The 23892-nt window shown below is 68.0% G+C and carries 23 protein-coding genes; 13 read left to right on the top strand and 10 right to left on the bottom strand.

Translation table 11 applies throughout. From position 1 onward, the window contains the following. Window positions 1–48: 48 nt before the first annotated feature. Window positions 49–1299: an ATP-binding protein gene (locus tag OHA25_RS46770; protein WP_327583297.1), complete on the bottom strand. Its 1251-nt coding sequence runs from the start codon at window positions 1297–1299 to the stop codon at window positions 49–51. Between the two features lie 310 nt (window positions 1300–1609). Next, complete coding sequence (locus OHA25_RS46765; protein ID WP_327583296.1) at window positions 1610–2011, bottom strand: winged helix-turn-helix transcriptional regulator; 402 nt, start codon at window positions 2009–2011, stop codon at window positions 1610–1612. 93 nt (window positions 2012–2104) lie between these two features. Between OHA25_RS46765 and OHA25_RS46760 the strand changes: the two genes are divergently transcribed. Beyond that, window positions 2105–2866: an alpha/beta fold hydrolase gene (locus OHA25_RS46760; protein ID WP_327583295.1), complete on the top strand. Its 762-nt coding sequence runs from the start codon at window positions 2105–2107 to the stop codon at window positions 2864–2866. Window positions 2867–3276: 410 nt separating this feature from the next. Here the strand turns inward: OHA25_RS46760 and OHA25_RS46755 are convergent, their stop codons facing one another. Then, window positions 3277–3777, bottom strand: coding sequence for a rhomboid family intramembrane serine protease (locus OHA25_RS46755; protein WP_327583294.1), 501 nt, complete (start codon window positions 3775–3777; stop codon window positions 3277–3279). Between the two features lie 207 nt (window positions 3778–3984). Then, window positions 3985–5142 (bottom strand): quinolinate synthase NadA, encoded by a 1158-nt coding sequence (gene nadA, locus OHA25_RS46750; RefSeq protein ID WP_327583293.1) that lies wholly within the window; start codon window positions 5140–5142, stop codon window positions 3985–3987. A 168-nt stretch (window positions 5143–5310) separates the two neighbouring features. Between nadA and erpA the strand changes: the two genes are divergently transcribed. Further along, the gene (gene erpA / locus OHA25_RS46745; RefSeq protein WP_049566397.1) at window positions 5311–5664 is read left to right on the top strand and encodes an iron-sulfur cluster insertion protein ErpA; all 354 of its coding nucleotides are present in this window, start codon (window positions 5311–5313) and stop codon (window positions 5662–5664) included. A gap of 116 nt (window positions 5665–5780) precedes the next feature. Further along, the gene (locus tag OHA25_RS46740) at window positions 5781–6767 is read left to right on the top strand and encodes a carbohydrate kinase family protein (RefSeq protein ID WP_327583292.1); all 987 of its coding nucleotides are present in this window, start codon (window positions 5781–5783) and stop codon (window positions 6765–6767) included. Between the two features lie 90 nt (window positions 6768–6857). Here the strand turns inward: OHA25_RS46740 and OHA25_RS46735 are convergent, their stop codons facing one another. Both OHA25_RS46735 and OHA25_RS46730 read right to left on the bottom strand, forming a co-directional pair. Next, on the bottom strand, window positions 6858–7103 hold the full coding sequence (locus OHA25_RS46735; protein WP_043638353.1) for a sulfurtransferase TusA family protein: 246 nt from the start codon (window positions 7101–7103) through the stop codon (window positions 6858–6860). After that, the gene (locus OHA25_RS46730) at window positions 7100–8233 is read right to left on the bottom strand and encodes a cysteine desulfurase family protein (RefSeq protein WP_371825850.1); all 1134 of its coding nucleotides are present in this window, start codon (window positions 8231–8233) and stop codon (window positions 7100–7102) included. Before OHA25_RS46730 ends, OHA25_RS46735 begins: the two co-directional genes overlap by 4 nt. A 159-nt stretch (window positions 8234–8392) precedes the next feature. On the opposite strand from OHA25_RS46730, the gene ctaC reads away from it, so the two are divergent. The 4 genes from ctaC (at window position 8393) to OHA25_RS46710 (ending at window position 12639) form a co-directional block, all read left to right on the top strand. Further along, a complete protein-coding gene (gene ctaC / locus OHA25_RS46725; RefSeq protein WP_305919875.1) occupies window positions 8393–9220 on the top strand; it encodes an aa3-type cytochrome oxidase subunit II in 828 nt (275 codons plus the stop codon). Then, entirely contained in the window at window positions 9217–10881 is a 1665-nt protein-coding gene (gene ctaD / locus OHA25_RS46720) for an aa3-type cytochrome oxidase subunit I (RefSeq protein ID WP_327583291.1), read from the top strand. Before ctaC ends, ctaD begins: the two co-directional genes overlap by 4 nt. Next, on the top strand, window positions 10881–11294 hold the full coding sequence (locus OHA25_RS46715; RefSeq protein WP_305919877.1) for a cytochrome c oxidase subunit 4: 414 nt from the start codon (window positions 10881–10883) through the stop codon (window positions 11292–11294). Before ctaD ends, OHA25_RS46715 begins: the two co-directional genes overlap by 1 nt. 151 nt (window positions 11295–11445) lie before the next feature. Further along, window positions 11446–12639, top strand: a complete 1194-nt coding sequence (locus OHA25_RS46710) for a L,D-transpeptidase (protein WP_327583290.1) — start codon at window positions 11446–11448, stop codon at window positions 12637–12639. Window positions 12640–12710: 71 nt separating this feature from the next. On the opposite strand, the gene trpD is transcribed toward OHA25_RS46710, so the two are convergent. After that, window positions 12711–13757, bottom strand: a complete 1047-nt coding sequence (gene trpD, locus OHA25_RS46705) for an anthranilate phosphoribosyltransferase (protein ID WP_327583289.1) — start codon at window positions 13755–13757, stop codon at window positions 12711–12713. Between the two features lie 6 nt (window positions 13758–13763). Beyond that, entirely contained in the window at window positions 13764–14162 is a 399-nt protein-coding gene (locus tag OHA25_RS46700; protein ID WP_127940564.1) for a hypothetical protein, read from the bottom strand. A gap of 208 nt (window positions 14163–14370) precedes the next feature. Here OHA25_RS46700 and ctaE point away from each other — a divergent pair, with 208 nt between their 5' ends. From ctaE to qcrB, 4 genes are read left to right on the top strand one after another with little or no spacing between them, the layout of a single operon-like run. Continuing rightward, window positions 14371–15027, top strand: coding sequence for an aa3-type cytochrome oxidase subunit III (ctaE, locus tag OHA25_RS46695; protein WP_305919880.1), 657 nt, complete (start codon window positions 14371–14373; stop codon window positions 15025–15027). Window positions 15028–15042: 15 nt separating this feature from the next. Next, window positions 15043–15855, top strand: coding sequence for a cytochrome bc1 complex diheme cytochrome c subunit (gene qcrC / locus OHA25_RS46690; RefSeq protein WP_327583288.1), 813 nt, complete (start codon window positions 15043–15045; stop codon window positions 15853–15855). Further along, complete coding sequence (gene qcrA / locus OHA25_RS46685; protein WP_327583287.1) at window positions 15852–16967, top strand: cytochrome bc1 complex Rieske iron-sulfur subunit; 1116 nt, start codon at window positions 15852–15854, stop codon at window positions 16965–16967. The genes qcrC and qcrA overlap by 4 nt, the downstream gene beginning before the upstream one ends. Beyond that, window positions 16964–18613 (top strand): cytochrome bc1 complex cytochrome b subunit, encoded by a 1650-nt coding sequence (gene qcrB, locus OHA25_RS46680; protein WP_327583286.1) that lies wholly within the window; start codon window positions 16964–16966, stop codon window positions 18611–18613. The genes qcrA and qcrB overlap by 4 nt, the downstream gene beginning before the upstream one ends. A gap of 209 nt (window positions 18614–18822) precedes the next feature. On the opposite strand, the gene OHA25_RS46675 is transcribed toward qcrB, so the two are convergent. Both OHA25_RS46675 and OHA25_RS46670 read right to left on the bottom strand, forming a co-directional pair. After that, entirely contained in the window at window positions 18823–19110 is a 288-nt protein-coding gene (locus OHA25_RS46675) for an Lrp/AsnC family transcriptional regulator (RefSeq protein ID WP_305919884.1), read from the bottom strand. Between the two features lie 17 nt (window positions 19111–19127). Beyond that, window positions 19128–20852, bottom strand: a complete 1725-nt coding sequence (locus OHA25_RS46670; protein ID WP_327583285.1) for a DEDD exonuclease domain-containing protein — start codon at window positions 20850–20852, stop codon at window positions 19128–19130. 75 nt (window positions 20853–20927) lie between these two features. Between OHA25_RS46670 and OHA25_RS46665 the strand changes: the two genes are divergently transcribed. After that, a complete protein-coding gene (locus OHA25_RS46665) occupies window positions 20928–22427 on the top strand; it encodes a serine/threonine-protein kinase (RefSeq protein WP_327583284.1) in 1500 nt (499 codons plus the stop codon). Beyond that, window positions 22417–23844, top strand: coding sequence for a serine/threonine-protein kinase (locus OHA25_RS46660; RefSeq protein ID WP_327583283.1), 1428 nt, complete (start codon window positions 22417–22419; stop codon window positions 23842–23844). The genes OHA25_RS46665 and OHA25_RS46660 overlap by 11 nt, the downstream gene beginning before the upstream one ends. The last annotated feature ends 48 nt before the right edge of the window (window positions 23845–23892 follow it).

The raw sequence follows: 23892 nt of genomic DNA, 5'->3' as shown, positions 1-23892 counted from the left end.
CGGCAGCCCGGCAAGTACCGCCGCCGCGATCGAGCCCGCGCGTCCCTCCTAGCGGTCCCACAGGGCGCTGATCGGCAGCGCGGTCAGCCGGTCGCCGAAGGCGAGTGAGCGCTTCCCGGTGTAGAGCACGAATCCGTGGACGAATTGATCGCCGAGAGCGTCCCTGAGGGTCGTCAAGCCCTTGAAGTCCTTGAGGTCCACGGCATCGGTGGATTTGGCCTCCACGCCGACCACCCGGCCGTTGGTCCGCTCGATCACTAGGTCGACCTCGGCACCCTGACTGATACGCCAGTGAAAAAGATTCATCCGGTACGGCGCCCATGTCGCTTGCTTGGCCAGCTCATTGGCGATGAAGGTCTCCACGAGCGCCCCACGGGCGGGCGCCACGCGTGCTGACAACCCTTCAGCGTCCACCGACAGCAAGTGCGCGGCCAGCCCGGTGTCGGTGATGTGCACCTTGGGACGCCGTACGGCCCTGGCGTTGAGATTGCGCGACCAGGCAGGCAGCGACTGCACGAGGAAAACGGTTTCCAGCAGGCCGAGGTAGCGACTGACCGTGGTGCGGTGGAGCCCGAGATCGCCGGCGGTCTTGACGACGTTGAGCTCCTGAGCGGTGGAGGCGGCGACAAGTCTCAAAAGTTGCCGGAGGTTGCTGGGCTCATCGATCTTCGCCATCTCTCGAATGTCGGTGTCGATGATGGACTGCACGTAGGCCCTGTACCACTCGCCGCGGGCGAGCTCCGACCGCATCGCCATGACTTCGGGGTAGAAGCCCCGGGCGATGAGATCGAAGTAGTCCTCCCTGTCGCACGAACTCGGTGTCGTCGTCCTGAAGGACTCCGGCTCCTGGAATGCTCTCTCGAGAAAGGATGTGCCGCCGCCCGAGAGCTCCTGTTGCGCGAAGGGCCAGACTTCAATGATGCTCGCACGTCCGGCCAGAGATTCGCTCAGCGACGGAGTCGCAAGAAACCTGGTCGAGCCTGCGAGCACGAACTGCCCGCGTTCCGCCGAGCGGTCCACGGCCGATTTGATCGCGAGCACAAGGTCGTCACCGCCACGTTGGATCTCATCGATCATCATCGGCTTGGGCCCGTCGGCTACGAACACCTCCGGATCGGCATGCGCGGCGGCGCGTAGCGTGCCATCGTCCAATGTCAGGTACGTGCCGCCACGACAGGCCTCAAGTTGCCGCAGGAGTGTGGTCTTCCCGGACTGGCGAGGCCCGTTGATGATCACCACTCTGAAGGCCGCCAGGAACTCGACCGCATGATCGACGATGTGTCTCGGCACCAGCTCCACGAGCTCCCCCATCTGTAGAACCGACATTCTACGGAGGGAGCACCGACATTTCACGGCTTTCCAAACCGACATAGTTGAGCCATTGGACTGACATTCTGCGGGATCGTGAGCCGACATACTGCCGAAGACACCAGTCCAGACGCTGGAGAGTGGATCGATGGAGCGAGTGCACCACGGCGGGCGCTGGCCCGCGTGTCCCGTGTGGTCCTTCCACAGGCCGGCCACGTGCCCTGGGCCGATGACCCGGACGGCTTCCGTACGGCGGTGAGCGCGTTCCTGACAGACCGGCTGTGATGGGCGTGCGGCCCGCTCACTGACGGTTGTCGTACTCCCGGCGGGCCGCCGTGATGACCGGCGCGGCACGGCGGGCCCAGGCCGTGAGCGCCTCCAACGGCTCGCGGATGTCCTCGATCAACGGCGTGGTGGCGTACTCGACGCGTGGCGGCGCGTCCGGATAGACGGTGCGCGTGACGAGCCCGTTGCGTTCCAGGTCGCGCAGGCTCACCGTCAGCATGCGGCGGCTGATCCCCGGGATGGCCCGCTCCAGCTGGGTGAACCTGCGCGGGCCGTCGCCCAGTTCCACCAGCACCTGGGCACTCCACTTGCCGCCGATCAAGGCCAGCACCTCGGGCAAGGGACATTCGTCGTCGGGACCGCCCGCCTCGCTCCCGGCCGCGAGCTGGTCCGTTACCCCGGTGTTCCGTTGCGACAAGAAAGTGCCTCCTTCCGGTCCGTCCGATCATGCTCCACGATGGGTCCCGTTACAAGTCGTAACGTTCCTGCGTACAAGCCCTTTGGAGGATGTGTGCCCATCGCACGCAGCAACGGTTTCAAGATCTCCTACGAGGTTTCGGGGGACGGCCCGCCGCTGGTGCTCCACCCCGGGATGTTTCAGGACGGGGCACATTGGACCCATAGCGGTTACACGTCGTCCCTGACGCCCGCCTACACGGTGATCGCCATCGACCCTCCGGGACTGGGCGCCGGCGACGCGCCGCGCGAGGTCGAGGCGTACGCGCTGGAACGGCGTGTCGCGTACGTGACGGCCGTGCTCGACGACGTGGGCGCCGACCGTGCCGCGTTCTGGGGCTACTCCCTGGGCGCAATGACCGGTTACGCGGTCGCGGCGCTCGCCCCGGACCGCCTGACTTGCCTGGTGGCCGGCGCCTGGGACCCCATCGGCGGCTTCCGCTCGGCCATCGAGCCCACACTGCGGCAATTGGCCCTGCCCGCCGACACCGACCCCTATACCCTGATCAAGCAGGGCGCCGCCACCGACCCTTACCAGGCCGCTCTGATCGGCTCCGGCGACCTCGGCGCCTTCCGCGCCAACTACGAGGCGTTCTCCCGCGAGGCTGGCCTGCACGCCGAGCTCGCCGCCTCCGGCGTGCCCATGATGCTGTATGCGGGCACGGCGGATCCCTGGCACGACCCGATGCGCACCTTCGCCGACCGCACCGGTGTTGCGGCCTTCTTCTCCTTGCCCGATGCCGATCACAAGGAGGGCTGGGACAAGTCCGGGGACGTGCTTCCCCAAGTGCTGCCATTCCTGGCCGCCAACACCTGACCACGCACTATCTAGCCTCAGGACAGCAGTTGCGATGACATGCGATCATCTGCGCCAAGACGTCCTTCCCTGATCAGGGCACCCGTCTGTTTGCCGCTTTCGGCTTCAGCGTCGTATGTGTGGCGGTCCTCACCGGCTACGGGCTGTTGGCGTGAAGCCTCTGGAAGTTGGAGTGGCTAACCACGGAGCTGATCAAGGGAGGCGGCATCGCGGCCGTGGCTCTTCCTGCCGCTGGCATGGCTGTGGGGCGAGCGGTCTCGGCAGGGCGACCTCGTGACGTGCGAATCTTCGCAGTTGCGGCGGGCGCGGCCCTCGGTGCGGTGTGCCTGCTTGTCGGCTCGGTTGGCTACGTCATGTTCTCGCTGTTTGGGAACCTGTAGGGCCTTCACCAGCTAGTGTCCCGCGCGCCGTCAGAGCCCGAGATCGTCCAATTCCTTCAGTAGCGTGGCCCGAGAGTTCGGGTCAGGGGACGCCGTTGCGGGCCGGGGGCGGCCGCGGTCGCGGAACAACCAGCCGCCCAGCAGACCCCCGAGGAAGCCGAACAAGTGAGCCTGCCAGCCGATGCCCTCCTGGGGCAGCAATCCGGCGAACTGATAGGCGAAGCACAGCGCCATGACCACGCCGACCACGATGTCGATGAGATGCCGGTCGAACGCGCCGCGCACCAGTACGTAGCCGAAGTACCCGAAGACGACGCCGCTCGCGCCCGCGCCGACGCTCATCGGCTGAGAAGTGAACCAGGCGCCGAGGCCGCTGGCCACGATGTCGGGCAGGCTCGCGGGGTTCCATGCCTGTACGCCGAACTCATAGCTCAGCGCATAGCCCGATGCCCAGCTGACGATCTGCACGACCCAGATGACAGCCAGGAACCCGACCATCACCCAGAACGCCTTGCGGGCTTCGGCGATCATGATCTCGGCCGTGCGGCCGGTGGCTGGAATTTCAGTGGCTCTCAAACACAGGGGCGTCCGTCGCCGCGCCGTATCGGATCTCCTGGAGTCGACGTCTCGGCGGGGGAGCCGGGCTCCCCCGTGAGAGGAGCCCGGAGCCCAGTCGCGCGTAGCGCGTCCCCTGCGGAGGTCCATGCGGTTGGGCGGGGGATATGGGGATAAATCGGCCTATGGGAGGGCGAGCATGCGGTCCAGGGCGACCCTGGCCCAGTGCGTCGTGTCCTCGTCCACCGTGATCTGGTTCACGACCTCACCCAGAACCAGCGATTCCAGGGCCCACACCAAATGGGGGAGGTCGATCCTGTTCATCGTGGAGCAGTAGCAGACCGTCCGGTCCAGGAACGAGACGTTCTTGTCGGGGAACATCTGGGCCAGGCGCTTGACCAGGTTGAGTTCGGTGCCGATCGCCCAGCTCGAGCCGGCGGGGGCCGCCTCCAGCTTCTTGATGATGTATTCCGTCGAGCCCACGTAATCGGCCTTGAGCACGACCTCGTGGCGGCACTCCGGGTGCACGAGGACGTTCACGCCGGGGATGCGGGCGCGTACGTCGTCCACCGAGTCGGCCGTGAAGCGGCCGTGCACCGAGCAGTGGCCGCGCCACAGGATCATCCTGGCCCGCTCCAGCTGCTCCTGGGTGAGGCCGCCGTTCGGGCGGTGGGGGTTCCACACCACGCAGTCGTCCAGGGACATGCCCATGTCCAGCACCGCCGTGTTGCGGCCCAGGTGCTGGTCGGGCAGGAACAGCACCTTCTGGCCCTGCTCGAACGCCCAATCCAGGGCCCGGCGGGCGTTGGAGGAGGTGCAGACGGCGCCGCCGTTGCGGCCGCAGAAGGCCTTGATGTCGGCGCTGGAGTTCATGTATGTGACCGGGATCACCTGATCGGCCAGGCCGGCGTCCTCCAGGGCTTCCCAGCACTCCTCGACCTGGTCGAACGTGGCCATGTCGGCCATCGAGCACCCGGCCGCCATATCCGGAAGTATTACCTTTTGGTCATCGCCGGTGAGGATGTCGGCCGACTCGGCCATGAAGTGCACGCCGCAGAAGACGATGTACTCCGCCTCCGGCCGTGCCGCGGCCTGCTGGGCGAGCTTGAACGAGTCGCCCGTCACATCGGCGAACTGGATGACCTCGTCGCGCTGGTAGTGGTGGCCGAGCACGAACAGGCGTTCGCCGAGCGCCTCCTTGGCCTTGCGGGCACGTTCCACCAGGCCGGGGTCGGAAGCGGGTGGCAGCTCGCCGGGGCAGTCGACCCCCTTCTCGCTGTGCGGATCGGCGTTCCGGCCGAGAACGAAGAGCGGCAGCCCAGTCTGGGTGGCCATGGCCATACCCCCTTATCGTCGAAGTGACGATACTCATGATGACACACGGGCATCCATGGTTATTCCGGGGCTGGACGGTCGGCGGGCGGCCCGGGAATGTGTGGCATCGTCCAGGTGTTGGTAGCGTCATTGGTAGGACGTCGAAAACAGACAGCCGGGTTAGGGAGTCAGCAGATGACGGTTGAGAGCAGCGAGACCACGACGCAGGGTCTGATCCTGACTGACGCGGCCGCCGCCAAGGTCAAGAGCCTGCTGGAGCAGCAGGGTGAAGAGGGTCTGCAGCTGCGGGTCGCCGTGCAGCCGGGTGGTTGCTCCGGCCTGCGCTACCAGCTCTTCTTCGACGATCGTTCGATGGACGGCGACGTGGTGACGGACTTCGGCGGCGTCAGCGTGGTCACCGACCGGATGAGCGCTCCTTACCTGATGGGCGCCAGCATCGACTTCGTCGACACCATCGAGAAGCAGGGCTTCACCATCGACAACCCGAACGCCACCGGCTCCTGCGCCTGTGGCGACTCGTTCAACTAGTCGTCGGCCACTGGTCGAAGGTCGGCCGCGAGGTCCCGTTCGCCTTTGTGCGCGCGGGACCTTCGCGTATTCTCGTGGGGCTCATTGGCCTGCTGACAACGAGGAAGAAGAATCCCGTGCGCATCGCCGTCACCGGCTCCATCGCGACAGACCACCTGATGACCTTCCCAGGAAGCTTCGGCGATCAGCTCATCGCCGAGCAGCTCGACCGGGTGTCACTCTCGTTCCTGGTCGACGATCTGCAGATTCGTCGCGGCGGGTGCGCCGCGAACATCGCATTCGGCATGGGCTGCCTCGGCCTGAAGCCGATTCTCGTGGGAGCCGTCGGCAACGACTTCGCCGACTACCGGTCCTGGCTGGAGCGCCACGGCGTGGACTGCGGCTCCGTGCACATCTCCGAGACCCAGCACACCGCGCGTTTCCTGTGCACCACTGACGAGCACCACAACCAGATCGCCTCGTTCTACACCGGCGCCATGGCCGAGGCCCGGCTCATCGAGCTGCAGCCCGTCGTCGACCGCGTCGGCGGCCTCGACCTGGTGCTCATCAGCCCCAACGACCCCGACGCGATGTTGCGGCACACCGACGAGTGCCGTCAGCGCGGCATCCCCTTCGCCGCCGACATCTCCCAGCAGCTGGCCCGCATGGAGGACGAGCAGATCCGCCAGCTCGTCGACGGCGCCGCCTATCTCTTCTCCAACGACTACGAGAAGGGGCTCATCGAGCAGAAGACCGGCTGGTCGGATGAGGAGATCCTGGGCCGGGTCGGCGTGCGGGTCACCACGCTGGGGCCCAAGGGCGCCGTCATCGACCGCAAGGGCGAGCCGTCCATCCAGGTCGCGCCCGCTCCCGAGCTGGGCAAGGCCGACCCCACGGGCGTCGGTGACGCCTTCCGGGCCGGGTTCATGTCCGGGCTGGCCTGGGCGCTGCCGCTGGAGCGGTGCGGGCAGATCGGCAACCTCACCGCCACGCACGTGCTGGAGCGGGTCGGCGGGCAGGAATACGAGCTCGGGCAGCAGGGCTTCCTCGAGCGGTTCACCGCCGCGTATGGCGCCGAGGCGGCCGCGGAGATCGCCGAGCACGTGCGCTGCTACCACCCCTGAGCCGACTCCGAGCTGCCACCACGCCTGAGTCGGCGCCAAGAGGCGCGCTTCAGACCGCCCCGTCCTCGGCCTACGTGCCGGGGCGGGGCCTCAGTAGTTGCGTCTGACGTGGATGGCCCAGCCGCCCTCCGGCAGCTCGTACGAGCCGACATGGCGATGCGACTTCAACCTGCACCACGCCGGCACGTCCGTATAGGCCGCCGGATCGTCGGCCAGCACGGCCACCACGGCGTTCAGCGGGACGTAGTTGATCTGCTCGGCGAGCATGATGATCGGGATCGGGCACTTCTTCCCGAGTGCGTCGATCGTCAAAGCCGGCTGAGTAACCTCGGTCATGCGACTCCTGCGTCCTGGCGGATGCGGCGCACCATCTCGGGCAGCACGGCGAGGAACCTGTCGACCTCCGCCGCGGAGACGCCCCTGGGCAGCGACACCCGGACATTCCCATGCGTCAGCACGCCCATCGCTTCAAGAACGTGCGATGGACGAAGCGTACTAGCGGTGCACGAACTTCCGGACGATACGGCGAATCCCGCCTTGTCCAGCTCGGTGAGCAGGGCCTCGCCGTCGACATAGAGGCACGAGAAGGTCACGATGTGCGGCGCCCGCTCCTCGGGGTCGCCGATCACCTCCACGTCCGGGACGATCTTCGGCACCGTCTCCCTGATCTTTCCGACGAGTTCGGAGATCCGCGCCTGCTCCTGCGCGGCCTCCGCGCTCATCGCGCGCAGGGCGGCCGCCGCGGCCACGATGCCGGGCACGTTCTCGAAGCCCGGCACCCGCCGCCGCTCCCGCTCGTCCTCCGGCAGGAACGAGCGGAACCGGGTGCCCTTGCGCACCACCAGCACGCCCACCCCGGCCGGGCCACCCCACTTGTGTGCGCTGGCGGTGAGCACCGCCCAGCCGGGCGGCATCGGCATCCGGCCGGCCGTCTGCGCCGCGTCCACCAGGAGCGGAACGCCGTGCGCCCGGCACGCCGCGGCCGCCTCCGCCACCGGCTGCAGGGTGCCGACCTCGTGGTTGGCCGTCTGCAGGCAGGCCAGCGCGGTGCCGGGCCGCGCCACGGCCTCGGCGAACGCGTCGAGGTCCACCCGGCCGGTCAGATCCACTCCCACCGTCTCCACCGTGCCCCCGTCGCGTTCGTGCACGCCGCCGGCGTGCAGCACGCTGGAGTGCTCGACCGCGCTCGTCACCAGATGGCGCCCGGCCCTGCGCCTGCCGTGTAGGGTGCCGAGCACGCCGAGATGCACGGCCTGCGTGCCGGAAGAGGTGAACGACACCTCGTCCGGGCGCGCGCCGAGCGCCTCGGCCACCTCCGTGCGGGCCTGCTCCAGCAGCAGATGCGCACGGCGGGCCTGGCCATAGAGTCTCGCGGGATCGGCCCAGCCGACGTCGATCGCCGCCAGCAGCGCCTCACGCGCCTGCGGGTGGAGCGGCTCGCTCGAAGCCGCGTCGAAATACGCCACGAGACTCATCGTCCCACTTGCGGGGCCATCGAGGGGTCGCGCGGTGGGGCAAGGCACCTGCACGCTAATGTGTCTGCTTGTCAGTTGTGCATTGATCAGAACAGTAATACGAGCGCCCAAGGGAAGACTCTTGGGCTTCATCTGTGGGGTAGGCGATCCGTGAGTCCGACTCGCCGTACGACGCGGCGTTCGTTGGCCCGGCGCAGGGTGCCACGCGCCGCCGCTTTGGCGTTGCTGCTGGCCACTGCTACGGCGTGTGCTAATGACGTCCCCGAGGCCGACTGGTCTCGCGGCCTTCTTCCCGAACACATCACCGAGCAGGGTGGCCCGATCCAGACTCTGTGGAACGGGGCCTGGATCGCCGCACTCGCCACGGGCGCCGTCGTGATCGTCCTGATCGTGTGGGCGGCCATTTTCCACCGCAAGCGCAAGGCGAAGGCCGATCTCCCGCCGCAGGTCCGCTACAACCTGCCGATCGAGATGCTTTACACCTTGATTCCGCTGGTCATGGTGTCGGTGTTCTTCTTTTTCACCGCCCGCGACAGCGAATACCTGACCCGCATGTCGAACAACCCGGATGTGCGGGTCAAGGTCGAGGCCTTCCAGTGGAGCTGGCGCTTCACCACGAATGTCGGCGGCAAGACGCTGCAGCCCGTCGCCGGCCTGCCGGTGAACGACTACAGGCAGGGCCCCCAGCTTGTCCTGCCCGTGAACAAGACGGTCGAGTTCGACCTGTCGACGGACGACGTCATCCACTCGTTCTGGGTGCCGGCGTTCCTGTTCAAGCGTGACGTGATCCCCGGCATCCCGGAGGGCAACCCGGGCCGCAAGTTCGAGATCAAGACACTTGACAAGCCGGGTGTCTACGCGGGCCGCTGCGCCGAGCTGTGCGGTGTCGACCACAGCAAGATGCTCTTCTCGGTGAAGCTCGTCAACGACACCGAGTGGAACCAGTACATCGCTACACAGGCTGGGAGTGCCCAGTGACCGCCATTCAAGAACCACTTCGCGCGCCGGTCGGGCGGCCCACCACCAAGGGCCAGGTGATCGCCAAGTGGCTGTCCTCCACCGACCACAAGATCATCGGGCACCTTTACCTGATCACGTCGTTCATCTTCTTCCTGATCGGCGGCGTCATGGCGCTGATCATGCGGGCGGAGCTGGCGCAGCCGGGGCTGCAGTTCACCAGCAACGAGCAGTTCAACCAGCTGTTCACCATGCACGGCACGATCATGCTGCTGATGTTCGCGACGCCGCTGTTCGCCGGCTTCGCCAATGAGCTGATGCCGCTGCAGATCGGCGCCCCCGACGTGGCGTTCCCGCGCCTCAACATGGTGAGCTACTGGCTCTACCTGTTCGGCAGCATCATCGCCGTGTCCGGCTTCTTCACCCCGGGCGGCGCCGCGTCGTTCGGCTGGTTCGCCTACACGCCGCTGTCGAACGCGATCAACTCGCCCGGCATCGGCGGCGACCTGTGGATCATGGGTCTGGCCCTGTCCGGTCTGGGTACGATCCTCGGCTCGGTGAACTTCATCACCACGATCATCTGCATGCGCGCCCCCGGCATGACCATGTTCCGCATGCCGATCTTCACCTGGAACATCCTGCTCACCAGCATGCTCGTGCTGATGGCCTTCCCGGTGCTGGCCGCCGCGCTGCTGGCCTTGGAGGCCGACCGCAAGCTCGGCACCCACATCTTCGACCCGGAGAACGGCGGCGCGCTGCTCTGGCAGCACCTGTTCTGGTTCTTCGGCCATCCCGAGGTCTACATCATCGCGCTGCCGTTCTTCGGCATCGTGACCGAGGTGCTGCCGGTCTTCAGCCGCAAGCCGATCTTCGGCTACATCAGCCTCGTGGTCGCGACGATCTCGATCGCCGGTCTGTCCATCACGGTCTGGGCGCACCACATGTTCCCGACCGGGCAGGTGTTGTTGCCGTTCTTCTCGTTCATGACGTTCCTCATCGCGATACCGACAGGTGTGAAGTTCTTCAACTGGGTCGGCACCATGTGGCGAGGGCATCTGAGCTTCGAGTCGCCGATGTTGTTCGCCGTCGGCTTCCTCATCACCTTCCTCCTGGGCGGTCTGACGGGTGTCATCCTGGCCTCGCCGCCGCTCGACTTCCACATCAGCGACACCTACTTCGTCGTCGCCCACTTCCACTACGTGGTCTTCGGCACCGTCGTGTTCGCCATGTTCGCCGGGTTCTACTTCTGGTGGCCCAAGTTCACCGGCAGGATGCTCGACGACAAGCTGGGCAAGGTTCACTTCTGGCTGCTGTTCATCGGCTTCCACACCACGTTCCTGGTGCAGCACTGGCTCGGCATGGCGGGCTTCCCGCGCCGCTACGCCGACTACAGTGCGGCCGACGGCTTCACCGACCTCAACATGCTGTCGTCGGTGGGCGCATTCGTCCTGGGCCTGTCCACGCTGCCGTTCTTCTACAACGTCTGGAAGACGTGGCGCAGCGCGCCCAAGGTCACGGTCGACGACCCGTGGGGTTACGGCGGCTCGCTCGAGTGGGCGACCTCCTGCCCGCCGCCGCGGCACAACTTCACCTCGCTGCCGCGCATCCGGTCCGAGCGCCCTGCGTTCGACCTGCACTATCCGCACGTGTCCGCCAAGCCCGTCCAGGAGGTGGAGGCCTGATGAGGATTCAAGGGTGGCTTTTCCTCGCGTGCGGCCTGTTCTTCGCCGGCGTCGACGTCGCCTACTGGTTCTGGACCAAGGCCGCCACCGGCCAGGGTGAGCCGGTCGGCACCACGGCCATGGCCATCTCGGTCGGGTTCGCGTTCATGGTGGGCTACTACCTGATGTTCACCGCGCGGCGCATCGGCCCGCAGCCGGAGGACAACAAGCAGGCCGACATCAGCGAGGGAGCCGGTGAGATCGGGTTCTTCAGCCCGAGCAGCTGGTGGCCGCTATTCGTGTGCCTGGCGGCGGCCTTCGCCTTCGCCGGGTTCGTGTTCGGCTTCTGGATGTTCCTGATCGGGGTCTTCCTGATCCTCATGGCCATGATCGGGTTCGTGTTCCAGTACTACCGGGGCAACTTCTCGCACTGAGCGAAAGCTGAGCGAAACCGGAGCGGGTGTCCTTCCTTGGGGGAGGACGCCCGCTTTTTCAGGTTCTTTACCAGTGGCCGGATGTGGTGATTCGAGCACTCAGGGTAATAAAGGAGGCAGAAGCGGTTCGATCTTGGGCGAGGGAGTCACCGTGGAGCGCGTAACGTATGGATCCGCCGGTCTTCTGGTTTTGGTGCTGGTGACCGCGTGCTCGGCGAACGACCCGGCGCCCATCGCCATGGTCGGCGGCGCGCGGGGTCCCGCGGTGTCGTTCTCTCCTCAGGACAAGACCAAGGACGTGTCCACCGACCAGCCTGTGGTCGTGGCGGCCAACAGCGGCAAGCTCAGGAGCGTACGGGTGGACGGTGGCAAGTCCGCCCTCAAGGGGATGCTGAGCGGTGACGGCACTCGCTGGCGCAGCATCGGCACCGCCCGCCCCGGCACCGCCTACACGGTCACCGCCGTCACCGAGGACGCCGCGGGCAAGCAGACCACGACCAGCAGCACGTTCACAACGGTCAAGGGCAAAGAGACGTTCGACATCGAGACGATCACCCCGAACAAGGACGACACCGGGCTGACGGTCGGCGTCGGCATGCCCATCATGATCGCCTTCGACAAGCCGGTCACCGACCGGGTGTCCATCGAGCGCAACCTCACCGTCCGCAGCTCCAAGCCGGTGGAGGGCGCCTGGCACTGGTTCGACGACCAGCACGTCGACTTCCGGCCACAGAAGTACTGGCCCGCCCGTACCCGAGTGCGGGTGGAGGCGCGGCTGGCGGGGGTGCGCGGGGGACCGGCCATGTACGGCAAGCGCGACGTCACGCTCAACTTCAAGATCGGCCGATCGCAGATCACCAAGGGGAGCACCGATGAGCACGTGCTCACGGTCCGCCGCGACGGCAAGAAGGTCCGCACCATGCCGATGAGCGCCGGCCAGGGCGGGCAGTGGAAGTACTACACGACCTCGGGCATCCACCTGGCGATGTCGCGCGAGCCCGTCACCGTCATGACCTCCCCCGGGATCGGGCCCGGCCAGGCCGGCTACTACCGGCTGACGGTCTACAACACCGTGCGCATCTCCAACAGCGGCGAGTACGTGCACAGCGCGCCCTGGTCGGTCGGCTCGCAGGGCAACTCGAACGTCAGCCATGGATGCGTGAACATCAGCCCGGACAACGCCAAGTGGTTCATCAAGAACACCCTCATCGGCGACCCGATCATCATTACCGGGTCGCCGCGGAAGCTGGAGCCCACGAACGGGTGGGGGCACTGGCAGGAGAACTGGCGGCAATGGCTGAAGTGGAGCTCGCTCAAGGCGGGCCCCACGATCAGCCTGTCGTAGCCGGTCGGCACTGGCACCGCCTCAGGCGATGCCTTGAGGACCCGGCAGCTCCGTGCCCGGGAGCCCCGCCGTCAGGCGGGACGCAAGGAGCGGCTGACCTCCACCCACCGGTCCAGGAGGGCCGCGGCGGCGCCGGAGTCCACGGCCTGCGCCGCGCGGGCATAGCCCTCGGTCATGGCGGAGTCGAGATCGTCGCCGGGGCCGTCGTAGGCCACCAGCGCGGCGGCTGCGTTGAGCAGCACCGCGTCGCGCACCGGCCCGGTCTTGCCGCGCAGCAGGTCGTGCACGGCCTGGGAGTTGAACGCCACATCGCCGCCGCGCAGGGCGCCCGCGTCGGCGCGCGGGATGCCGAGGGCCGCGGGGTCGAACGTCGTCTGCGTGGCGGTGCCGTCCTTGACCACCCACACCGTCGAGGTGCTGGAAATGGTCAGCTCGTCCAGGCCGTCGTCACCGCGGAACACCAGGGCGGACACCCCGCGCTCGGCGAAGACGCCCGCGAGCACGGGCAGCATCCTGGCGTCGAAGACGCCGATGGCCTGGGCCGCCGGGCGGGCCGGATTGGTGAGCGGGCCGAGGAAGTTGAAGATCGTGGGTACGCCGATCTCCTTGCGCGTCGGCCCGGCGAAGCGCAGCGCGGGGTGGTAGACGGGGGCGAAGCAGAACGCGATGCCGGCGTCCTGCGCCACCTGCGCCGTCTGCTCGGGCGTGAGATCGAGGCGGATGCCCAGGTGCTCCAGGACGTCGGCGGCGCCGCACGAGGAGGAGGCGGCGCGGTTGCCGTGCTTGACCACGCGCGCGCCGGTCGCGGCGACGACGATGGCCGCCATCGTCGAGACGTTGACGGTGTGGGCGCGGTCACCTCCGGTGCCGACGATGTCGACCACCCGGCCCTCCACGCTGAGCGGCGTGGCCAGGTCGAGCATGGTGCGGGCCAGGCCCACCACCTCGGACACCGTCTCACCCTTGGCGCGCAAGGCGATCACGAAGCCCGCGATCTGAGACGGCGTCGCGGAGCCGGACATGATCTCCCGCATCGCCCAGGCCGTCTCGTCTGATGTCAGATGCTCTCCGGCCAGGAGAGCGGAGAGCAGGGCAGGCCAGGTCGTCCGGGAGTCCATGGGCACCTACTTAGCGTTGAGTCGGGTGGAGGAACGGCGGCGCATCAGGTCGGCCACCGTGTCGGCCACGACCATGGGCTCCAGCGGCTGCGACACCACGGCGTCGGCCTTGGACCACTCGGCCAGCCACCGGTCGTCGCGCCGGGCGATGATCAGGCAGATGGGCGGGCAGTCATAGACCTCGTCCTTGGCCTGGCGCGAGACGCCCATGCCGCCCGCGGGCTGCGTCTCGCCGTCGAGGACGGCCACGTCGATCTCGCCCGAGCCCAGCCACTGGTGGACCTTGGGCTCGGTGGCGCACTCCACGATCTCGACGAAAGGCACGTCCGCCGCGGGCCGTCTGCCGATGGCCTGGATCACCTCGGCCCTCGTGGCGGCGTCGTCGCTGTAAACGAGAACCTTCATCGTGTCGTCGGTGCTCCCAGATGACGTCACTGTCGCGCTCACTATCGGTCGTAGCGGTAGGGTCACCCTGGATCGTACCGGTGTGCCGGGGTGCAAACCCAGGTTGCCGCCCGTTGGGGGCGTTTTGCGGCAATTATCCCAGGTTGGTGGCCGGTTTGTACCTGCTAACGGGGGGTCGTGCGCGGGACCGGCTACTGGAGCCGCAATAATGCTGCCCGTGGCGACAGCATCCGCAATAACTTCGACGACGACAGCACCGTCGTACCGCAGACCCAATCTGGTCAGCGTCGGGACGATCGTGTGGCTGTCCTCTGAGCTCATGTTCTTCGCGGCGCTGTTCGCGATGTACTTCACCATCCGGTCGGTGAGCGAGGGCAAGGGTCTCGAATGGAGCCCCGCGCTACTTCCCGCAGGCGCGCAAGCCGCCGAGGGCGTCGCTCACCTGGACATCCCGTTCGCAACGGTCAACACGATCATCCTGGTGCTGTCGAGTGTGACGTGCCAGCTCGGCGTGTGGGCCGCAGAGAAGGGGCAGGTCAGCAGGCTCCGCTTCTGGTACATCGTCAGCTTCCTCATGGGCGCGGTCTTCATCGCGGGCCAGCTGTTCGAGTACTCCAAGCTGGCGTCTGAGGGCGCGACCCTGTCCGCCAACGCCTACACCTCGGTGTTCTACCTGACGACGGGCTTCCATGGCCTGCACGTGACCGGTGGCCTGATCGCGTTCCTGTTCATGCTGGGACGCACGTACGCCGCGAAGCGCTTCACGCATGAGCAGGCCACCAGCGCGATCGTCGTGTCCTACTACTGGCACTTCGTCGACGTCGTCTGGATCGGTCTTTTCGCGACCATCTACATCATTCGTTAAGGAACGGGATCTCTAGTGACTAGGATCACCGCTTGGCGGCGGCATCCCCTCGCGAGATACGCCGTCCTGATTTTGGCGCTGGCGCTGGTCGGGATGGTATACGCCGCCTTTGTCCAGGCGGGTAAGCCTGCCGACGCGGCACTCGCGGCAGGCAAGGTCGATGACGTGGCCGAGGGCAAGAGCCTGTTCGTCCAGCATTGTTCGAGCTGCCATGGCATGAACGCCGAGGGGATCAGCGACAAGGCCCCCACGCTCATCGGCGTCGGCGCCGCGGCCGTCGACTTCCAGATGAGCACCGGCCGCATGCCCGCGGGCGCGCCCGCCCCTCAGGTCCCGCGCAAGCCTCCGGCGTCCTGGGTCAACGAGACGACGACCCGCCAGATCGCGGCCTACGTGCAGTCGCTCGGCGGCGGCCCGCAGGTTCCCGGAGCCGAGCAGGTCGACGCGAAGCTCGGCGACGCCGGCCGGGGCGGCGAGCTGTTCCGCGCCAACTGCATCCAGTGCCACAACTGGGTCGGCGCCGGTGGCGCCCTGACCCAGGGCAAGTACGCCCCCAACCTCAATGAGGCGTCCCCCACGCAGATCTACGAGGCGATGGTCACGGGCCCGCAGGCCATGCCGGTGTTCAACGACACGACGATCACGCCGGAAGAGAAGCGCGACATGATCGCCTACATCACCCAGGTGCGTTCGCAGAAGGACCCGGGAGGTTTCGGCCTCGGGCGTATTGGCCCGGTCACCGAAGGTCTCGTAGCGTTTGTTGTAGGACTCAGCGCCCTGGCACTCGCCGCCATCTGGATCACCGCGAAGAAGCGACAGAAGTCATGACAGACAACGAGCACGAGATCGAGCAGCCGGACGAACGCGTACCCAAGCGCGTCATCGGCACCCCCGCGCCGGGCACCTCGATGCTCGGCACCGTGGAAGCGGCGGAGCCCGCCGCCGAAGAGGTCCCCGGCGTGACGCTGCAGGACGAGGCCAAGGCCCGCAAGGCGGAGAAGATCGTGGCGCTCTGCTTCACGATCACCTTCCTCGCGTCCGTCGCGTTCATCGTCTCCTATGTGGTGTTCCAGGTGGGCAGCCCGGAGGCGACCGGGACGTCCAACCTGGCGCTGGGCAGCACGCTGACGATCGCGATCCTGGGCCTGGCGGTCGGCATCGTGGTCTGGGTCCGCCAGATCATGCCGAAATACTCGCTGATCCAGGAGCGCCACGCGATGGCCTCCGACGAGCCCGACCGCGAGGTCGTGGCCGACACCTTCGTCCAGGGCGCCAACGAGAGCGGCTTCGTCAAGCGCAAGCTGCTGCGCCGCACGCTGCTGCTGGCGGCGGCGCCGCTCGGCCTGGTGCCGCTGGTGCTGCTGCGCGACCTGGACAACTCGAAGATGCCGGGCTCCAAGTTCAACGAGGAGCTGCGCCACACCGTCTGGGGCGAGAAGAACAAGGAAGGCAAGCCGCTCAAGCTCGTCGTCGAGGGCACCGGACAGCCGATCAGGGCCGCCGACTTCAACTCGCCCGGCGGCATCCTGTCGGTGGTCCCCGAGGGCTACGAGCACGACCTCAACGCCCTCGCCAAGGCCACGCTCATTCTCATCAAGTTCCGCCCGGAGGAGCTCAAGTCCGGGGTGCGGAAAAACTGGACGCACGACGGCATCGTCGCCTACTCCAAGATCTGCACCCACGTGGGCTGCCCGGCGGCGCTCTACGAGCAGAACACCCACCACATCCTCTGCCCGTGCCACCAGTCGACGTTCGACGCCGCGGACGGCGCCAAGGTCATCTTCGGCCCGGCCGCGCGGCCGCTGCCGCAGCTGCCGATCGCCGTGGACGAGCAGGGCTACCTCATCGCTCAGGGCGATTTCGACGTGCCCGTCGGTCCCAGCTACTGGGAGCGCGGTGACGCCGAGAAGGCGGCCCGGGAGCAGGGAGGCCAGGCATGACCACCGAACTGAAGACGGTTCCCAAGGCGATCTCCGGTCCGTCGACCTTCCTCGACGACCGGCTCGGCGGGGCCAACTTCCTCAAGCGCAACCTGCGCAAGATCTTCCCGGACCACTGGTCGTTCCTGCTGGGTGAGATCGCGCTCTACTCGTTCATCATCCTGCTGCTGACCGGCACGTTCCTGACGTTCTGGTTCAAGCCCAGCATGGAGCACGTCATCTATGACGGCGTCTATGAGCCGCTCAAGGGCGTGGGGATGTCCGCGGCCTACGCCTCGACCATGGAGATCAGCTTCGAAGTCCGGGGTGGTCTGCTCATGCGGCAGATGCACCACTGGGCGGCCCTGCTCTTCGTGGCCGGCATGACCGTGCACATGCTGCGGGTGTTCTTCACCGGCGCCTACCGCAAGCCGCGCGAGCTCAACTGGATCATCGGCGTGCTGCTGCTGACGCTGGCGCTGCTCGAGGGTCTGACCGGCTACTCCCTGCCAGACGACCTGCTGTCCGGCGCCGGTCTGCGGATCACCGAGGGCGTGGCGATCTCGCTGCCGCTCATCGGCACGTTCCTCACATTCTTCCTGTTCGGTGGGGAATACCCGGGTGAGGACATCATCGCCCGGTTCTACTCGCTGCACATCCTGCTCATCCCGGGCATCCTCCTGGCGTTGATCTCGGCTCACATGGTGCTCATGTGGGTGCAGAAGCACACCCAGATGCCCGGCAAGAGCCGCACCAACCAGAACGTGGTGGGCGCGCCGTTCTACCCGGCCTTCATGGCCAAGGCGGGCGCCTACTTCCTGTTCACCCTCGGTGTGATCGCGGGCCTGGCGACCTTCGCCCAGATCAACCCGATCTGGCTGTTCGGCCCCTACACACCGGCGGACGTGTCGGCCGGCTCGCAGCCCGACTGGTACATGGGCTTCCTGGAGGGCGCGCTGCGCATCATGCCGCCGTGGGAGATCAACCTCTTCGGCACGACCCACGCGGGCACGTTGCCGCTGAGCGTGATCATCCCGGCGCTGGTGCCGATGGGCATCATCATGACCGGTCTGGCGCTCTATCCGTTCCTGGAACGCTGGGTGACGGGCGACAACCGCGAGCACCACATCGCGGACCGGCCGCGCAACAACCCGCACCGCACCTCGATCGGCTTCTCGGCCATGACGTTCTACGGCGTCCTCTGGCTGCTCGGCGCCAACGACGAGATCTCGGCGAACTTCCACATCAGCCTCAACTGGACGACGTACGCCGGCCGGTTCCTGATCTTCGTGGCGCCGGCGCTGGCCTACCTGATCACCTACCGCATCTGCCTCGGCCTGCAGCGCCAGGACGCCGCCGTCGTCTCGCACGGCGTGGAGTCCGGCGTGATCAAGCGGCTGCCGCACGGTGAGTTCATCGAGGTCCACACGCCGCCGGCGGACGACATCGAGGCGCACGTGCGCGGCAAGGAGCCGGTGCTGATGCTGCCGGTGGCCGAGGACACCGCCGGCATCCCGCCCAAGGGCATGCGCGGGCCGCTCGGCAAGCTGCGCGCACGCATGTCCAAGGCGTACGGCGGGGAGAAGATCCCGCTGGACGAGGGCCACGAGCACGAAGAAGAGCACGCCGCCATCAGCGGCGGCGAGGATCACACGCTCACCCGATGACACCGGCCCGCTGATGACACCGGCCCCGGACGGATCTTTCCGCCGGGGCCGGTGTCTTTCATTTTTACGGTCGCCCAGCGTCACCGCACACGCCGTAAACCCTTGCCGTCCGTCATGGCCGGTCGTGAAGGCTCACGGGTTGCTCGCCGTGACGGAGCGCATTCTGGGCCTGCTCCGTGGTCAATGCGGCACCAGGAGGAGGCAGGCGGTCAGTCGGCTTCCGGGAAGCCGATGGAGAAGGCCGCGTCCAGGTCGTGTTTGCTGAAGGCGCGGAAGGCGATGTGCGTTTCCGTGTGCAGGACGCCCTGGACCTTGTTGATCTTTCCTGGGACGACCTCGGCGATTTGTTCATAGGCCGGGACGCGGACCATGGCAAGGAGGTCGTATTCGCCGGTGATGGAGTAGACCTCGCTGACGCCGTCGATCTCGGCGATCGTCTCGGCGACCTCCGTGATCCGGTCTACCTCGGCGTTGATGTGGACGATAGCCGTGACCATGGAGCAACTCTAGCGGGTTACCGCAAAGGCCGCCCCTCGCGGCCACGTCCCTGGTCGAGATGGCGGTAGGCGAGGTCGATGCGGGCCTTGTGGCGGGCGGCGCCCCGGGCGGGCAGGCTCCACACGCCGTCCACCTCCACCAGTCGCACGCCCGGCGATTCCAGCCAGCGCAGGATGCACTCGGTCTCCTCGGCGCTGGCGGCGTGGACCGGGCCAGGACCGGGGATGACGACCTCGGCCGTAGCCGTCAGGGAGGCCACGAAAGGGGTGGGGTGAACGCCCTTCTGCAGGACACCGGCGGCGGCGAGCCTGCCGTATCTGACGACGTGGACGTCCCAGCCGCCGCCGAACGCCGGGCTGGCGGCGACCAGTTGCGGGATGCGGGTGAGGGAGCTCAGCCGCTGCATGCGGGCCGCCGTGCGGACGAACGCGGCCAGCCGGTCGCGGTCCACGGACGCCTCCTCGTAGCGCTGCTCGACCGACAGGCGCTCCATGCGGGCCTGAACGGCGGTGAAGACGGGCGTGGCGTCGAGCGTCATGGCGCGGCGGGCGCTCTCGACGTGGACGGCGTATTCCTCCGGGCTCTCCCGGCCCTCGCACGGCGCGCCGCAGCGGTCCATCTCGTGCAGCACACAGGCCGCGCGCCGGGTGCGCAGGCTGATCGGCTGGGTGCACTGGCGTAGTGGCACGGCCTCGTGCAGCGCGATGCGGGCGTCGTCGGCCAGCCGGGCACTGGTGAACGGGCCGAGGTAGGTGGCCTCGTCGTCCTTCAGTTCGCGCACGATCGACAGGCGGGGAAAGGGCTCGGCGGTGAGCTTGAGCCAGAGAACCTTCTCGGGGAAGCGGGAACGCCGGTTGTAGCGGGGCTTGGCGCCGCCGATCAGGCGCAGCTCCCTGACCTCGGCCTCCAGGGAGGTGGAGCAGACGATGTGGCGCACCCGCTCGGCGATGCCGATCATCTCGCGGATGCGCGGCCGGGTCTCGCTGGCGGTGAAGTAGGAGCGCACGCGGTTGCGCAGGTTGGTGCTCTTGCCGATGTAGAGGACCTCGCCCCGCTCGTCCTCGAAGAGGTAGACGCCGGGCGCGTGCGGCACGGACTCGGCCAGGTGCCGCTTGCGCTGCTGCTCGGGCGTGGGGGCGCGGACGAACGACTTCAGCTCCTCCAGCGTGTGCACCTGGAACGAGCCGGCCCGCCCGATCAGCCCGTGCAGCACGTCCACGGTGGCCCTGGCGTCCTGCAGGGCCCGGTGGCACGGCTCGACCGGGCTGCGGAAGAATCTGGCGAGCGTGGCCAGCTTGGCGTTGGGCGTCTCGTCGCGGGTCAGCACGCGCCGCGCCAGGTCCACGGTGTCGACGACCGGGTTGGCGGGCGGGGGATAGCCGTGCGCGGCACAGGCCGCCTTGAGGAAACGGGTGTCGAACCCGGCGTTGTGCGCCACCAGCACGGCCCCGCGGATGAACTCCAGGAAGCTCGGCAGCACCGCCTCGATCCGCGGCGCGGCCATGACCATGGCGTCGGTGATCCCGGTCAGCACGGAGATGAACGGCGGTATCGGCCCCCCGGGATCGATCAGCGTGGAGAACTCGCCCAGCACCTCGCCCGCCCGCACCTTGACCGCCCCGATCTCGGTGATGGCGTCCTCATTGGGGGCGCCGCCGGTCGTCTCCAGGTCGAACACGACGAACGTGACCTCGTTGAGCGGAGTGCCGAGTTCGTCGAGAGTGCCTTGTACCGCGTCCACGAACCAAGACCATAGAGAGACCGACCGACAGGATCGAATAACCAACCCCCTTGATCATTAGTTACCCTTCCCTTTGTGTCCACGGGAAGACTTGCCGGCCGCTACGCACTCCAGCGCCCTCTCGGCGCTGGTGGCATGGGAACGGTGTGGCTGGCCAGGGACGAGATGCTTGACCGCGACGTCGCGGTCAAGGAGCTCATGCTGCCCGAGGGCATGTCGCCCAAGGAGCGGGCCGACTCGGTGAAGCGGTCCGTGCGCGAGGCGCAGGCCACCGCCAGGCTGCGCCACCCGGGCATCGTGGCCCTGCACGACGTGGTGGTCGAGCACGAGCGGCCGTGGCTGGTTATGGAGCTGCTGCGGGGCCGCACGCTCGCCGACACCGTGCGCGAGTTCGGGCCCATGCCGCCCGACTACGCCGCGCGGATCGGCGCGGACGTGCTGGAGGCGCTGTCCGTCGCGCACGCGCAGGGCATGCAGCATCGCGACGTCAAGCCCGGCAACGTGTTCCTGACCGAGAGCGGCAGGGTAGTGCTCACCGACTTCGGCATCGCCCGGCAGGAAGGCCAGGCCACGCTCACCGAGCAGGGGCTGATGATCGGTTCGCCCGGGTTCATCGCGCCCGAGCGGCTGGAGGGCCACCCCGGAGGCCCGGCCAGCGATCTGTGGTCGCTCGGGGCCACGCTCTACACCGCGGTGACGGGCGCCGCCGCCTACGAGGGGTCGGCGGCCCAGCGCGTACGCGACACGCTGACGCAGCCGCCGCCGGTCGCGCCCGGCCCGCTGGGGCCGCTGATCAGCGCCCTGATGGCGCAGCACCCGGAGGCCCGGCCGGACCCGCGGATGATCGTGCCCGCGCTCAGGCAGGTCGCCGCCGGCGGCCCGCTGCCCCATGTGCCGGCCGGCCAGGAGACGACCGCGCCCAGTCCGGTCAGGAAGCGCGGCCGGGCCGTGGCGTGGATCGCCACGGCGGCCGCCGTCGTGGTCGTGGCGGCCGGCGGCTTCTTCGTGCTGAGGAGCATGGACAGCGGGGCGCCGGCGGCGTTCACCGCGCCGATGGACGTGTGCACGCTGATCAACCAGGAGGAGGCCGGCCTGCTCCTGCGCACGCAGAGCCCGCCCAAGGGCCAGCCGGGCGCCGACAGCGTGGGCCCCAAGTGCGGCTGGCCGATCTCCCGCACCGGCGTGGGCCTGCAGGTGCAGAAGGACTCCGACACGGTGGACCCCTGGTCGATGACCCCGGCCAGCGCCCGCAGGCTGTTTCAGAACCAAAAGCGCCACTGGTCGAAGTTCGACCAGCTGCAGTGGAAATGGCCGGAGATCGGGGTGAAGGACTCCATGACGGTCAAACGCACGCCGGTGCGCCAGATCACCGGCGTGGGGGAGGAGGCGTTCGCCTTCGAGCTGACGGGCCCCACCGGGCGGATGCTCTCGGCCCACGTCTACTACCGGCTGGCCAACCTCGTGGTGAGCGTCGAATACGCCACCATCGCCGACCGGCCCACCGACGAGGACATCAAGCAGTCGGCCCTGAAAGCGGCACAGGCGAGCGAGCAGGCGTTGCGCCATGCCGCATGACCTCTACCTGCTGGCAGGCCGTTACCGGCTGATCGAGCGGCTCGGACAGGGCGGCGCGGGCACCGTGTGGCGGGCCATCGACGAGATCCTGGACCGGCAGGTCGCCGTCAAGCAGGTGCGCGTGCCGGAGGGGCTCAACCCGGCCGAGCGCGCGCAGTTCACCGACCGGGCCATCCACGAGGCCAGGTCGGCGGGGCGGCTGCGCGACCCGGCCATCGTCCTGGTCCACGACGTGGTGCTCGAAGGCGACCAGCCGTGGATCATCATGGACCTGGTCACCGGCCGTTCGCTCGACAAGCTGATCAAGGAGCGGGGGCCGCTGCCGCCCGAGTTCGTGGCCCAGGTGGGGCTGCAGGTGCTCTCGGCGCTGGAGGTCGCGCACGCGCATGGCATGCTGCACCAGGACGTCAAGCCGGCGAACATCCTGCTCGACTCCGACGGCTCGGCCATGCTCACCGACTTCGGCATCGCGGCCCCGATGGGCGGGCGGGGCCAGTTCGGCAGCGGCGGCTCGCCCGGCTACATGGCCCCGGAGCGGCTCAACGAGCAGCCTTCGGGCCCGGCGTCCGACCTGTGGTCGCTCGGCGCGAGCCTGTACACCGCAGTGGAGGGCCGGGCGCCGTTCGAGCGGGACCTGCCGGCCGCGGTGGCGGCGGCGGTGCTGCTCCACGAGCCGCCCTTCCCGATGCGGGCGGGCCGCCACCTGGGCGGCCTGCTGATGGCCATGCTCGCCAAGGACCCCGCCGTGCGGCCCACCGCGCCGCAGATTCGCCAGGCGCTGCGCGCCCAGCCCGCCGCCACGGCACCCCGGCGCCGCCGCTGGTGGCCGGCCGTCGCTGTGCTCGCCGCCGTCGTGACGCTGGGCGCGGGCGGCTGGTACGCCGCCGCCGCGCTCCGCGTCGAGCCGGAGACCGGCAGATTCGCCCAGGCGCCCGACCCGTGCAAGCTCGTGAGCGACGCCCAGGCCGCCCGGCTCGTGAAGGGCACGCCCAAGCGCGGTGCGAGCAGGCCGGGCGAGTGCGAGTGGGTCATTCGCGACAAGCCCCAACGCCGCCTCATCGTGCGGGTCTGGGCGGAGCGTCCCGACGGCGACCTCGGCGGCCCTCGGGTGGCCGAGCGGCGTTTCGCCAGCGAGAAGGTCACGCGCGCCGCCGCGGAGGGCACGCACGAGAGAGAGAACCGGGGGGACGTCACCGACGTCAAGGGCGCGGGGGAGTCGGCGTTCATCCAGAACTCGTTCACTTTCTATCTGAACTCCGCGGAAAGCGGACGATCCGACAGCATCGTCCTCTTCCGGACGAGTAACCTGCTGGGCGAAGTGGTCTGGCATCGCGAGGACGTGCCGGCCTCGAAGCCGGCGGACAAGGAGACGGCCATCGCCGCCGCCCGCCTGGTGGCCGCGGCCATCCCGAAGTGATGCCGATCGTGAGCCGCAAGCACCTTGCAAGGTGCGTGACTAGCATGT

Source organism: Nonomuraea sp. NBC_00507 (assembly GCF_036013525.1).
Classification (GTDB): Bacteria; Actinomycetota; Actinomycetes; order Streptosporangiales; family Streptosporangiaceae; genus Nonomuraea.
The sequence above is the reverse complement of the archived record's forward strand: the minus strand, read 5'-3'. Positions and strand labels throughout refer to the sequence as shown.